This window comes from Paenibacillus sp. JT31N11 (assembly GCF_056269285.1).
This window is the reverse complement of the sequence record NZ_JBWDNQ010000004.1, coordinates 356,421-369,832: the sequence shown is the minus strand read 5'-3', so window position 1 is coordinate 369,832 and position 13,412 is coordinate 356,421. Positions and strand designations below refer to the sequence as shown.

Genomic DNA, 13,412 nt, shown 5'->3' with positions numbered 1-13,412 from the left:
AGGTTCGTAAATTGACGAATTTTGTCGTATAAATAGTGTACCTTACCTTCATTGACAGCACCATTGCTTTTAAGTTAAAGTATCAATTAGAACCTGGTACTAATACCTGATATCAAGGAGTCGATAAAATGACGCTTTCCGCCCTTAAATCACAAACCAAGCTTACCGCTTTTGGCGTTTATGTACCCGATCGGATACTCACGAACAACGATATGGAGAAGCTCGTGGATACAAGCGACGAGTGGATTGTCCAACGCACCGGCATCAGGGAGCGGCGCATATCGGCCGATGATGAATACTGCAGCGACTTGTGCTACGCTGCTGTCGCCAATATGCAAGCCCGTTATGCGGTGAACCTTGCGGATGTGGATTATATCATCGTGGCAACTTCCACCCCGGATACGTTCTTCCCCAGCATGGCTGCCAGAGTTCAGGCCAAATTCGGCATCCGTTCATGCGGTGCGCTGGATATTCAGGCCGCATGCGCCGGCTTCGTCGCCGCGCTTCAGCTGGCCAACGGACTGCTGCTGACAGGCGTTCACCGTAAAATACTCATTATCGGAGCGGATGCCTTATCCAAAGCGACCGATTACACCGACCGTTCCACCTGCATCCTGTTTGGCGACGGGGCCGGCGCTGCGCTGCTGGAATGGACCGAGGATGGCACGCTGCTTGGCTCCTATACCGCGACCAGCGGAGCGAGCGGTCATCATTTATATCGCTCAAGCCTCTCTGCCGATATTGATGGGCATCCTATTCAGACCACTGGCAAAATTGTTCAGGATGGACGCGAGGTGTACAAATGGGCGGTAACCCAGGTGCCCAAAGGAATAACCGCTTTGCTGGAGAACAACGGCCGGACAACGGAAGAGATAGACTGGTTCGTTCCCCACAGCGCCAACATGCGCATCGTGGAATCCGTCTGCGAGCGAACGGGCATACCGCTTGAGAAAACCTTGGCAAGCATGGAGCTGTTCGGCAACACCTCCGCCGCATCCATACCGCTTGCACTTGATTTGGCCATCCGCGACGGTCGTATAAATAAAGGAGATCTCTGTCTGCTTTATGGTTTTGGCGGCGGGTTGACCGAAGCGGCCGTTCTTCTTGAATGGAGCCTGTAATTCTTACCTGCCGTAAGCGGCTGTTTCCCACCCGATCGTTATTCATGTCCTGTCAATTGCCCTGACAGGACAAGGAACCATACCAGAGGCGCTGTTTCAGACATACTATGGAACATATAGATGCTGCGGGATGGAATAACGAAGGAGGAATGAGAGATGAAGCTGCTGTTTACCTATTATGTGCCAAGCGGAGGAATTGAGACTCTTAACCGGCTTCGCTGCAGAGCTTTGCGGATGGTTGGAATAGAGGCTCATGCCCTCTATTTGTGGGATGGCGCCGGACGGCAAAACATGGCAGAGGTCTCACATTTCATTACAAATGACGACAATGAAATCCGCAACGTTCTTGCAGCAGGGAATTACAACGCAATCGTTGTTACCTGCGATCATTTGATGCTGCAGAGGATCAGGGGCCTTGGCTATACGGGAGCGCTGCTGTATGAAGCGCAGGGCCTTGGCACCCGTGAGCAAGCAAGCGGTACGCTTGCTTTTGCTTCCCTTTTCATCCGGTTGTACGCACAGGCCGCTATCAGCCCCCCCACTTCACACCTTATGGAGCTTTTTCAATCCCATCTGTCCGACATTCCAAGATTCTATTTGCAAAATATGATAGATACCGATCGCTTTACGTACCAGAATGCGCAGTGGCTGAACCCTTCCGGGGCGCCTGTCGTGGGCTGGATTGGCCGGCTTGAAGCCAACAAGAACTGGCGGCTCTTCCTCTCTATTGCCGCAGCTCTCAAGATGAAAAACCCGCTCCTCCAAATATGGATGTTCGAGGATGCTTTTATTTTCGAACCGGGAGAGCGGGATGCCTTCAACAATCTGGTACATGAGCTTCATCTGGCGCCTAACCTTGTTGTGCGGTCCAATGTTCCCCATGATCATATGCCTCTTTATTTATCCGCTATCGGGGATTCCGGAGGGATGGTGATTTCCACCTCCTTCATTGAGGGCTTCGGGTATGCCGTTGCGGAAGCCATGAGCTGCCGCTGTCCCGTGCTGTCCACTGATTCTGATGGCGTCCGCACTTTTATTGAGCACAACCGCACAGGAAAATTTTTCATGTCGCGAACGGTTGATGAGGGCGTAAGGGAAGCCGGGCTGATGATGAAAAACCGCGCCCATACCGAGCAAATGCGCGAGCTGGCCCAGCAGCATATCCGCAGCCATTTCTCATTGGCCCGTTACGCCGCAGATATGGTGAATATATTGGTTGCACTTGGACTTCGCGCATACAACTGAGGCTGCCCCGATGTCCAGGCCGCTCCAGACCGTATGCATGCATGACACGCAATATAGTCGAATGCATGCCGCCAATTGCCGTGCCTGCATATACCCTGTCCTCATATACTGGGAAGAAAAAAGGATGTGAGGTGAGAGATAATGACTCCGAAAGTATCTATCATTATACCTTTCTATAATGATCCTTATATTGATCAGGCCGTGATGAGCGCCTTGTACCAGACCTATCCCAATATCGAAATTATCGTCGTGGATGACGGATCAACCCTGCATCAGCACCTGCTTGCCCCTTTCCAATCCCGCATACATTATTTGGGCAAAGCAAATGGCGGGACTGCGAGCGCGCTCAATTACGGCATGAGAATGGCAAGCGGCAAATATGTGGCCTGGCTCAGCTCGGATGACCGTTTCAGCCCTGACAAGATAGCCAGGCAGGTCGATTACATGGAGCGGACAAACGCGCAGATCAGCCATACGGACTACGATCTGATGAACGAGAATGGGGTTATCACGGCGATGGCGGCATCAGCCAAATACGCCTCTGCCAAGGCCTTTATCTCTGAGCTTCGCCATGGCTGCCCCGTCAACGGCTGTACGATCATGATGACCAGGGATTTGATTCAATCCATCGGCTGGTTTAATGAATCGCTTCCCTACACCCATGATTACGATTTGTGGATCAGAATCATATTATCGGGGATAGACTTTCATTTCATCAACGAAAGATTAACGATCTACCGGCAGCATCCGCAAATGGGCACCGTAAAGCACTTTGACACCATAGTCAAGGAAGCAACCCATGTCAGCCAGCTTTACGCCGGCAGGATGAATGCCCTGGTTGCATCGCTTCCGGGATAGAATAATCAGAAGTTTGCGGCAGCACGGAGCGATGGTCCTGGAAAAAAGCAAAACACCCCGCAGCTCGATGCGGGGTGTTTTGTTTTGCTCTGTACAGCAAGCTTCATAACGTTTGATCCCGATGACCGGGTTATGGCAATTCAAGCGCCTCGACCTGCTTCCAGGCCGATTCGATATCCGCCATCAAGTCCTCCGGCTCCTCCAGTCCGATATAAATCCGGACAACGACACGCGGACTGTCCGCCGGAGCAGAATTCAGCTTGTTCACCGTTACAAGACTTTCGAATCCGCCCCAGCTAACCGCGATTTTGAAATATTTCAAGCGGTTCGCCCATTCCTTAATCCGGCTGAGCTCCATTGTGGATTCAAACGAAAAGAGACTTGTGCTTCCGGACATCTGGGTCATAGCCAGCTGATGCTGGGGATGGGATTCCAGCCCCGGATGATTCACTTTGACCACAAAGGGCAAGGTTTGCATAAAAGCGGCTACCTTCAGCGCGCTGGCTTCATGCCTCCTCAGACGCAGCGGCAGGGTCCGCAGCCCTTTGGATACAAGCGCTGCCGTTTGCGGCGTCATGATGCCGCCGAACAGCATGTATTCTTTATTAAACAAGGCCTTGATTATGGCTGCCGATCCGATCACCACACCGCCGATACAGTCGCTGTGCCCGCCGATATATTTCGATATCGAATGAACCGAGAGGTCCACGCCGAGCTGAAGCGGCTTTTGGAACACCGGCGTAGCCCATGTATTGTCAATGATTGTCAAGGCACCGATACTCTTGGCCAGTGTCGTGCATGCCCGGATGTCCTGGAGCTGAAACAGCTGCGTCGTCGGACTTTCCAGATAAAACATTCTCGTATTGGGACGTACCGCTTCTTCCCACGCCTCGATACGGCTTCCGTCCACGAAGGTTGTCTCAATGCCGAACTTCTGCAGATACCCGCCCAGAAATTCGCGCGTCGGACCGTACACCTGATTCACGCATATAATATGATCACCTTGACTGACAGTGGACAGAATCGCCGCCGTTATGGCTGCCATCCCCGACGAGAAGCACTTGGCCTCTTCCGCTTCTTCCAGATCGGCAATTTTATGCTCCAGATACCGCACCGTCGGATTATGACCGCGGGAGTAGACGGGAATGGCCTGCAGATCCTGGAAGGCCTGGTCGAACTGATCGTAATTTTCAAAGGCAAACAGGCTGTTCTGGTAGATCGGGGTGTGGATGGCGCCATAATGTCTGGTGTCAATTGGATCATAAACAACCCGGGTATACTCGCTCACCTTTTTTGTTTCGGTGTCTGCAGTTGATTCTCCCATTGAATGACTCACCCTTTTTCCGCTCCTTGTGTCAAGCCTTCTACAATAAACCGCTGAGCTACAGCGAACAGCAGGATTGTGGGGATAACCGACAGAACGGTACCCGCGGACATGGAGCCCCAATCCACATCATATTTCAATACAAAGGAATTCATCGCCACAGGAAGCGTCTTGAGCGCATCGGTGTCAATAAACATCACCGCCATAAACAGCTCATTCCAGTTCTGTACAAAAGCGAAAATAAACGTTGAAGCGATTCCCGGCAGCATGACAGGAATAATAATGCGGAATAATGCTGAGAGCCTTGAACAGCCGTCGATCATGGCCGCTTCCTCCAGGCTGGATGGAATCCGCTGGAAAAACCCGCGCAGCAGAATGGTGGAGAACGGGATCAAGGATACCGTGTACATGAGCACGAGCGAAATGCGGTTGTTGATCAGATCCAGCCGGCTCATCAGGAGATACAACGGCGCCAGCGCGACAAAGCCCGGCAGCATTTGCGTCAGGAAGAAGCCAAGCATGATCTGCTTGTGTCCGCGAAAGCGAAAGCGGGCCATGACATAAGCGCTGAGAATCGCGATAATCAGAACAACGACTGCGGCGGACACTGCAATCAGCAGGCTGTTGCCCATGTAAATGTGAAATTTGGAGATTTTGAAAATATTCGCATAGTTGCTAAAGGTCAGTTCCTTGGGCCAATACCGCAGCGGGAACGAGAAAATATCCTTTTGCGGCTTCAGAGAGGTAATGACGATCCAGTACAGCGGAAATACCATGACGAGAAAGTTAAGCGCCAGGAACAGGATTTTGGATATCAGAAGCACACGAGATTTCATCAAAAATCCCCCACTTTCTCAGACCTCGTCACGGAAAGATAAAATATCGTATACATGAGCAGGAGCACAATCATGATGACGCCGACAGCCGATGCCGCCCCGTAATCTCCGCCATAAATGATTTTGTCCAGCATGAACGAGGATAAAATATGCGTCGAGCCCGCAGGTCCCCCGTTCGTCATTCCATAAATAATGGCCGGATCATTGAAAATCCAGATTGCTCTGAGCAGCGTCGTGGTAATGATCGTCGGGAAAATATAAGGCAGCGTCACGTTGAAAAATTTGCGCGAGGCATTGGCTCCGTCCATATCCGCCGCTTCATACAGCTCCGATGGCACCGATTGCAGAGCAGCCAGCAGCATAATGGCAAAGAAGGCGATTCCATACCAGATATTGACGACAATTACCGAGAACAGCGCCCAATTCGGATCCGACAGAAACCCGATGCGAACATCAATGATGCCAAGACGAAGCAGGATATCATTGATAACGCCAAGCTGCGAGTTGAACATCCATTTCCAGATCAGCCCGATAAGAAATCCCGAAAGCGCCCACGAGTAGAAGACGAATCCCTGATATACTCCCCGTCCGCGAAACGGCTTGCGCAGCACCATCGCCAGCAGCAATCCGAACAGAAACTGGAATACCAGCGAGAATCCGACCCAATAAGCGCTGTTGGATAAAGCGGTCAGAAATTTAGGGTCTTTAAAAGCTGCGGTAAAATTGTCGAACCCGACGAATTGGATGTTTCGAAGGTCGAAGAGTTTATAATCCTGGAAGGCCATAATAATCCCTTTGATAAAGGGGTAATACGTAAATACCAGGACCAGCACCAGCGCTGGCAGAAGACTGAGTCCGATGAACATTTTCTGATTTTTCAACAGGCGCACCACCTTGGATAAAAGCGTAATGGACGGCTTATGCGTGCGGCCGCCCATTACCTTTTGTATATTATTTATTTACCTGTTAAGCGTCTCTTATTTGAGCTTGGATTTCTGGTCAACCCAGAAGTCATTCCACTTCTTAAGCGTATCTTCGACAGTAGTCTGGCCAAGCAGCAGCGATTGCTGGCTTTCCATGCTGACCTGAGACCATTGGCCGGTTCCCGGATATTGGAACGCCGGTTTGTAGTTCACGAAGGTTTCAGGCATGTTGCTGGCGTCGATCAGCGTTTTGTACGGTCCTGTTTTGAAGAACTCGTCTTCCGTTGCGCTTGTGTGAATCGGAATCAAACCATAGTCTTTGGAGAAAGCGGTATTTTGCTCCGGATTCGACAGGAAGGCAATCAGCTTCCAGGCTTCTTCCTTATGCTCGGAGAAGGACGCAATCCCCCAGCCCGCTCCGCCTGCAGCGATCAACGCTTTGCCGGCAGGGCCGGTTGGCATTGGGGCAGTTGCCCAGGTGCCTTCCTCCATTTTTTCCTGCAGGGACTGAATAACGTCCGGATCTTGAAGAAGGATAGCGGTTACACCGGAAGTAAAGGATTGAACCTGCTCCTGGAAGCCCCAGTTGATGGAATCCGGAGGAGAAGCTTCTTTATACAGCTTCACATACAAGTCCATCGCGTCTTTGGCTGCAGGCGAGGAGAAGATGGATGAACCGTCTTTCAGGAACATCGAATCCTCCAGATTCACGTTGTCCGCATTGTAAGTAAGGACCATGGCGTCGCTGTTTCCGTTGGAACCAGGGCCTCCACGGAAGGAGAAGCCGTAGCGGTTCTTGGAAGCATCCGTAAGCTTCTTGCTGGTTTCATACAGCTCCTGCCAGGTTTTTGGAGCCTCCAGTCCAGCTTCTTTAAACCAGTCTGCACGGTAGTACATCTGTCTTTCATACAAGCCGTTCGGTACGAAGTACAGCTTGTCTCCCAATGAGCCAAGCGATATTGGAACGGCGCCGACTGTTGCATAATCCGACCACGCGTCCGCATATTCGTTCAAAGGAGCGATATAATCATTATTCACATACTCGGCAATATTGAGATCCCGCACTTCAAGGATATCGATATCTTCTTTGGCTGCAAGCATCGTTCTGATCTTGTTGTCAGCCTGGTCAAGCGGTGGAGAGATCAATTCAACAGAAATGTTAGGATTCGCATCCTCGAACTTGCCGATCATGGCGTTAAGTAATTCGGTACGTTTAGGACTTGTCAAGCTTTCGATCATGCGCAATTTGACTTTTTCTCCGCCATCGGCGGCACCTGCGTTTCCATTCCCGCTGTTCTCGTTCTTGCTTCCGCAAGCGCTTAACACGCCGGCTACAAGAATGAAAGCAATCAGCAATGCAAAGCCTTTTCTGGTCTTCTTCATTCTACACGACCCCTCCCCAACACATGTATCATACAGTCATCCTGTCTGATAGGTTGATTATAAATGGGATTGTTTTGAATTGTCAATCAAATTTATACAATTTGTAAAAATGAATCGAATGTTGTCGAATCAAAAAAATGAATAGTGCTGAATGCCTGCTTTATGCTTCCGTGCTTTTAAATTGTTTTATAATAATTTCGATGGCGTTCATAAGCTTGTTGAATTCTTCCATGGCAGTCTCCGTATCATGAGAGGCAATCGCATCAAACATTGTAAAGTGAAATTCGTACGTGGCGTCGAACAGCTGCTTGTCGCCCAGCGGATCATTGAAAAATTTCTCATACAGCTCGGAAACGGAATTCAGCACGGTCTCCAGAATCGGATTATTGGCTGCCTTGATGATGTGGCGGTGAAAGGTTAGATCCACCTTCGACGTGTCCTCCCCGTTCTCCTTGAGCCTGCGGTATTCCTCGAGACATCTTCGTACTTCCTTCACCCTGCCCGCTGTAATCCGCTGCGACGCAAGCTCGACAGCTTTGCCCTCCAGAGCTTTCCGCACTTCAAGAATGGCGAGCAGCGACTGCTTCTCCCGCTCGACCTTCACCTTGCCCGAGAACCGGAATGTATCCACTTCCAGTACGAATATTCCCTTGCCGTTCTCGACGCGGATAATTTCCATCGCCTCCAGGTAGCGGAGCGCTTCGCGCATGGAAGATCTGCCTACGCCGAACATTTGTGTCATTTCCGTGACGGAAGGCAGTTTATCTCCCTCCTTGAGCTTCTCGTCGTGAATATAGTTTTGAATCTCCTGCGACACCTGTTCGTGCACGAGAATCTTTTGAATTTTCTGGACAGCCATGTGTTTCACGTACCCTTCTACCTATCAGATAGGTCAATAATAGGGGATACTCACACACCATGTCAATAATGATCTTTAGCGCTTTTTCATGTTTTCTGTTCGGAGCCTCATTACCTGCTGACTCTGCGGGAACGCTTACTCTCAGAGCGCACATCGGTATTGGATGTTACATAGCCAAGCTGTGTCAGATACAGTTCCCAGCGTTTCCCGTATTTCTCATAGGCAGCTTCCACTTCTCTTGCGATAGCCGCGCTATGACGCACCGTGCCCATGGCCTCATGCATGCGGTAATCCATCAGCGCTTCAGGGGTCAAATGCAGCGGAATACCCGTCAGCAGCACCCGGAACCAGTAATCCAGATCATGGGTATACGGAAGCGATTCGTCGAACTTCCCGATCAGGCGGAATAACGATTGATGCATCATGACGGTAGAGCCGTTAACGGGATTGCTTTTTCGCAAAGCGCGGTACAATTCTCCCGACTCGTATCCCGGCGGAAGGATTGAAGTCCTCGTCAAGCTGCCTGCAGCGTCCATCTGGTTGAAGCCCGTATGGCCAATCAAGGCTCCGCTCCTGATCATCGCATCCAGTTGTTTCGCCACTTTGCCGGAATGAAACCGGTCATCCGAGCTGAGCCACGCGATATATTCACCGGTTGCATAACGAAAGCCGTGATTAAGCGCGCTGGCGGTTCCTCCGTTTGCTTTTCCCAGATAGTAGATTCGGTTCAGGTAGGGGGCCACCTTATCCTGGTGCAGCGTGGAGCCGTCATCGACCACGATAATTTCCAGATTGTCATAGCTCTGAGCCAGAGCGCTGTCGATGGCTTCCCCCACATACGGATCGTTATAAAAAGGAATCACGATGGTTACTTTCGGCCGTTTGATTTCCAAATTCAACCCCTCCGTTTTTCTTGAAGTCCGGTTATCCGGTCTGTCCTTGTATTATTTATTTCATAGATAGTCAAGACGAAACGACGGGTTATTTGACCGCCGCTCAGGATTGCTTGCTTATTAGCCTGCTGCCCGCCGTGCGTCTTCAAGAGCATCCTCCAGCGATTGCTCAAGCGGAATTATAGGCAACCAGCCAAGCGACCGGATCGCGCTGCAGTCTGCGGGCGGAGGCGACTGCGCCGCCGAATCGCCGACGGCGAATTCCAGCGGATATGACGCTAGCGATGCGAAGATGTCCGCAAGCTCCCCCAGCGTCCGCATGACTCCGGAGGCGACAGGATAGATGCCGCCTTTGCCGCCATGGCGAAGCAGCAGCTCGTAAGCGCTCATGGCATCGCGGACATCCAGCAGGTCGCGGGTTTCGCTGCGCGATGACAGTCTCATCGGCTGCGGCCTGGCGCTGCTGCCGGCAGCAGCCCGTTCGACCGCCGCTGTGTAGCGGGCAAGCAGCGAGCATAAGCCTGCGGACCTGCCCGGTCCGATCAGATTCGACGGCTCCGCGACAACGATATCCATTCCGTACAATGCCGACCAGCTCCGCGCCGTCAATACCTGCAGCGTTTTACTCAAGCTGTACGGATGGGGAGGCTCTGGCGCTTCCCCGCCGGCAGGCAGCGGGAAGCGAAGCATCGATCCCACCACAAGAACGCGGCAGTTCAGGCTGCCCCTGTCGATCCGCCTGACCGCTTCCAGCAGATTGACGGTCCCCATCACATTGTTCGCAAGCGTATCGCCGGGATCGCTCCAGGAAGGCCCTACAGCATTCTTGCCAGCCATATGCAGGACATATTGAGGCTGCGCCGCGGCCAAGGCAGCGTTCGCCTCTTCGGGCAGCGACAGATCGCCTGACAGAACCTTGTCAACATCATCAAGCCAGCGGGAGCCGCCGCCCAGACGAAGCTGGCGGACAAGCGCTGTCACCTCCCAGCCGGCGGAAGCAAAATAGCGGCAGGCGTGCTCCCCGCAGAATCCGCCCGCGCCTGTTATAAGTAAACGCGGGCGGCTCAATTCTCTGCCATCCATTCTGCCAGCTCCGCAATCATCACAGCAAAACGCGGCGCTTCGTACCGCCAATCCTCTCTTGTGCTTACAAGCGTCCTGTCGATCGTAATCTCGTCATCAGGCAGGATTGTCAGACGCTCCCGGTTGAAGTATTCGCGAAACAGCTTCAGCAGGGTCAGCTTGCTTACCGTCTCGCCAGCCGTCAAATGGATGAGACCGCCGATAGACGGCCGGGCAATCGCGTAGCTGATTGCCTTGGCCAGCTCCAGTGTGGTAACCCCGTTCCACATTACGCGGGCGTAGCCGCTGACGGTTCCTTCCTGCTGCAAAAACCACTGCAGCAGACCAATTCCATTTGCTCTGATCTCCGGTCCGATAATAGAAGTACGGATCGTCAGATGCCGCGAGTGCTCTAATTCGCCAAGAGCTTTGCTCCGGGCGTACACGCTCGTGCCGTCCGTTATGTCCGATTCCCGGTATCCGCCGCTTCTGCCGCTGAATACACAATCCGAGCTGATATGAATCAGCCGGGCATCCGTTTCATCCGCCAGATGTCCCAGCCAGTGCGGCAGCAGGCCGTTCACGGTATAAGCCGTAAGGGGATGGTCTTCCGCATCCTGGTTGAGAATGCCGACGGCGTTGATAATGACATCCGGACGCTGCTTGCGGATGACGGCAGCAACGGCTTCGCCATCTTGAGCATCAAGGAAAATGCCTTCATCTCCATGGATTGGAGAACGGGCCGTATAGACGACCTCGAACCCGCGCTCCATACGGAAGTATCGGACCAGCATATGCCCGGCCATTCCATGCCCGCCGACAATCAGCAGCTTCATGGCAGAAAACCTCCACGCACCAGCATGGTGCGGATTTCATCCAGGCTCATCAACGATTGGCTGGAGCTGAAGCTGTTGAATTTGACCGGCACATATTTGCTGTAATGCTCCCTGAGTCCCGGAATATCTATAGTGGGGAGTATGACCAAATAGGCGGTGTCATAGGTAACCGTCGTCGTGCTTTCGTGCTCTGTCAGCAGAATTTCGTGAATTTTCTCGCCCGGGCGAATGCCGGTTTCAATGATATCAGCCTCAATTCCGATCGCATCCATAAGCACCGCTGCCAAATCGACGATCCGGCATGTCGGCATGGTCATCACGAATATTTCGCCCCCCAGACTTTCCGCGGAAGCTTTGAACAACAGCTTGATAGCATCCTCCAGAGTAAGAAAGAAACGGGTCATTCTCTTGTCGGTAATCCGGACCTGATGGCCGGTCTTGATTTGATTCATAAACAGATGCACCACGCTGCCGTTCGTGCCGAGCACATTGCCGCCGCGCACGCAGACGAATGTCGTATCCGAGCGGAGCAGATTGGCATACACGATCAGCTTCTCGCCGATTGCCTTGGTCATTCCATAGAAATTGGAAGGATTGGCGGCTTTATCGGTTGAAATATAAATGACGCGCTTGACCTTGTTTGCGATCGCCGCTTCAATGACATTTTGCGTGCCGATCACGTTGGTTTTGAGCGCTTCATAGGGCTGATCCTCACAAACGGGCACATGCTTGAGCGCGGCCAGATGATAAACATAATCCACCTCTTCACATGCGCGGGATAAGGCTTCTTTATCCCGAATATCACCGATGCAGAAGCTTAATCTGGAATCGTCGAAGGCGCGGCTCATCGCCACCTGACTTGATTCGTTGCGGGAAAAAATGATAATTTGCTTTGGCTTTTGCAGAAGCAGCTGACGGATCAGCTCGTATCCCCACGACCCGGTCCCCCCGGTTACCAGGATCCGCTGATTAGTGAACATCCCATTTCCCTCCAAGTACAAATTTGACCACTTTATCGGACACGTCATCCGCCAGATAGCCATCCGGACACTGCCATTTTGGCGGCAGGGCGGTCATAACCACCACCGCTTCTTCCATTCGCGCAGCTTTCAGGCCGCAGACCACATTGCTGCCGCAATCAACGGTTTCCGGCCGCTCGGTCGTCTGACGGATGGTGACCGTCGGCACATGGAACAGACAGCATTCCTCCTGCACGGTCCCGCTGTCCGTTATCGCACAGGCCGCATGCCGTTCCAGCTGAACAAAATCGAAGAATCCGAATGGCTCAAAGAATTCGACACGCTCATCCATCGCCATTCGTTTTTCTCCCTCGTCAATACGCGAGCGCGTCCGCGGATGAACGCTGCATATCAGCCGCTTGTCGAACCGCCTGGCGATACGGTTCAAGCCGTCCAGAATGCCCGCTAGCCGCTCCGGGGAATCCACGTTCTCGGCACGATGCGCCGTTACCAGCATATAGCCGCCCGGCGCAAGACCAAGGCGCTCCAATACATCGCTGGCCCCGATCTGCGGCATATAATGGCTGATTACCTCGTGAATCGGATTGCCTGTCAGCACGATCCGCCCGGCAGGGAACCCTTCGCGCAGCAAATTGCCTTTGCTGTATGAGGTGTACGGCATATTGATCGTGGACACGGCGTCGATAATCCTCCGGTTCTTCTCTTCCGGTACCGACAAGTCATAACAGCGGTTGCCCGCTTCCATGTGTACAACAGGTATGCCCATCCGCTCGGCCATCACGGCGCATAATGCGCTGTTCGTATCGCCAAGCAGCAGCACCACATCTGGCCGGTGCGCATTCAGAATGCCTTCGATCTCCCCGAACATGACGGCGAGCTGCCTGCCCAAGGAGAGCATGCTTTGACCCAGCCTGTAGTCCGGCTGCCTGAGTCCAAGCTCTTCGAAGAAAATATCGCTGAGCGAGGGAGAGAAGTTCTGTCCCGTATGCACGAGCACATGCTCCTCAGCCAGCGCGTCCAGCTTTTGAATAATAAGGCTTAGACGTATAATTTCCGGGCGCGTGCCCAAAACCGTTACAACGCGCATTCTGT

At 52.5% G+C, this 13,412-nt stretch carries 13 protein-coding genes; 3 read left to right on the top strand and 10 right to left on the bottom strand.

Translation table 11 applies throughout. The annotated features are described in order from the left end of the window. The first annotated feature begins 128 nt into the window (after positions 1-128). The 3 genes from AC0YNV_RS17495 to AC0YNV_RS17485 all read left to right on the top strand — a co-directional run bounded on the left by AC0YNV_RS17495 (position 129) and on the right by AC0YNV_RS17485 (position 3,224). A complete protein-coding gene (locus AC0YNV_RS17495) occupies positions 129-1,121 on the top strand; it encodes a ketoacyl-ACP synthase III (RefSeq protein ID WP_210037244.1) in 993 nt (330 codons plus the stop codon). 156 nt (positions 1,122-1,277) lie between these two features. Next, positions 1,278-2,366, top strand: coding sequence for a glycosyltransferase family 4 protein (locus tag AC0YNV_RS17490; RefSeq protein WP_475769182.1), 1,089 nt, complete (start codon positions 1,278-1,280; stop codon positions 2,364-2,366). A gap of 141 nt (positions 2,367-2,507) precedes the next feature. Next, the gene (locus AC0YNV_RS17485) at positions 2,508-3,224 is read left to right on the top strand and encodes a glycosyltransferase family 2 protein (RefSeq protein ID WP_210037242.1); all 717 of its coding nucleotides are present in this window, start codon (positions 2,508-2,510) and stop codon (positions 3,222-3,224) included. 130 nt (positions 3,225-3,354) lie between these two features. On the opposite strand, the gene AC0YNV_RS17480 is transcribed toward AC0YNV_RS17485, so the two are convergent. From AC0YNV_RS17480 to wecB, 10 genes are all read right to left on the bottom strand, one after another. Beyond that, a complete protein-coding gene (locus AC0YNV_RS17480) occupies positions 3,355-4,560 on the bottom strand; it encodes a trans-sulfuration enzyme family protein (RefSeq protein ID WP_475769181.1) in 1,206 nt (401 codons plus the stop codon). Beyond that, positions 4,557-5,384, bottom strand: a complete 828-nt coding sequence (locus AC0YNV_RS17475) for a carbohydrate ABC transporter permease (protein ID WP_210037241.1) — start codon at positions 5,382-5,384, stop codon at positions 4,557-4,559. Before AC0YNV_RS17475 ends, AC0YNV_RS17480 begins: the two co-directional genes overlap by 4 nt. Then, entirely contained in the window at positions 5,384-6,274 is an 891-nt protein-coding gene (locus AC0YNV_RS17470; protein WP_379112982.1) for a carbohydrate ABC transporter permease, read from the bottom strand. Before AC0YNV_RS17470 ends, AC0YNV_RS17475 begins: the two co-directional genes overlap by 1 nt. Before the next feature lie 87 nt (positions 6,275-6,361). Beyond that, positions 6,362-7,690 (bottom strand): ABC transporter substrate-binding protein, encoded by a 1,329-nt coding sequence (locus AC0YNV_RS17465; protein ID WP_475769180.1) that lies wholly within the window; start codon positions 7,688-7,690, stop codon positions 6,362-6,364. Between the two features lie 160 nt (positions 7,691-7,850). After that, positions 7,851-8,549 carry a FadR/GntR family transcriptional regulator gene (locus AC0YNV_RS17460; protein WP_475769179.1) on the bottom strand — a complete coding sequence of 233 codons (699 nt, stop codon included), beginning with the start codon at positions 8,547-8,549 and terminating at the stop codon, positions 7,851-7,853. 110 nt (positions 8,550-8,659) lie between these two features. After that, positions 8,660-9,442 carry a glycosyltransferase gene (locus tag AC0YNV_RS17455; RefSeq protein WP_475769178.1) on the bottom strand — a complete coding sequence of 261 codons (783 nt, stop codon included), beginning with the start codon at positions 9,440-9,442 and terminating at the stop codon, positions 8,660-8,662. Positions 9,443-9,562: 120 nt separating this feature from the next. Then, complete coding sequence (locus tag AC0YNV_RS17450) at positions 9,563-10,525, bottom strand: NAD-dependent epimerase/dehydratase family protein (protein ID WP_475769177.1); 963 nt, start codon at positions 10,523-10,525, stop codon at positions 9,563-9,565. Continuing rightward, positions 10,507-11,340, bottom strand: coding sequence for a dTDP-4-dehydrorhamnose reductase family protein (locus AC0YNV_RS17445; protein WP_475769176.1), 834 nt, complete (start codon positions 11,338-11,340; stop codon positions 10,507-10,509). The genes AC0YNV_RS17450 and AC0YNV_RS17445 overlap by 19 nt, the downstream gene beginning before the upstream one ends. Further along, positions 11,337-12,320 carry a polysaccharide biosynthesis protein gene (locus tag AC0YNV_RS17440; protein WP_475769175.1) on the bottom strand — a complete coding sequence of 328 codons (984 nt, stop codon included), beginning with the start codon at positions 12,318-12,320 and terminating at the stop codon, positions 11,337-11,339. Before AC0YNV_RS17440 ends, AC0YNV_RS17445 begins: the two co-directional genes overlap by 4 nt. Beyond that, a complete protein-coding gene (gene wecB, locus AC0YNV_RS17435) occupies positions 12,310-13,407 on the bottom strand; it encodes a non-hydrolyzing UDP-N-acetylglucosamine 2-epimerase (protein WP_475769365.1) in 1,098 nt (365 codons plus the stop codon). The genes AC0YNV_RS17440 and wecB overlap by 11 nt, the downstream gene beginning before the upstream one ends. Positions 13,408-13,412: the final 5 nt, after the last annotated feature.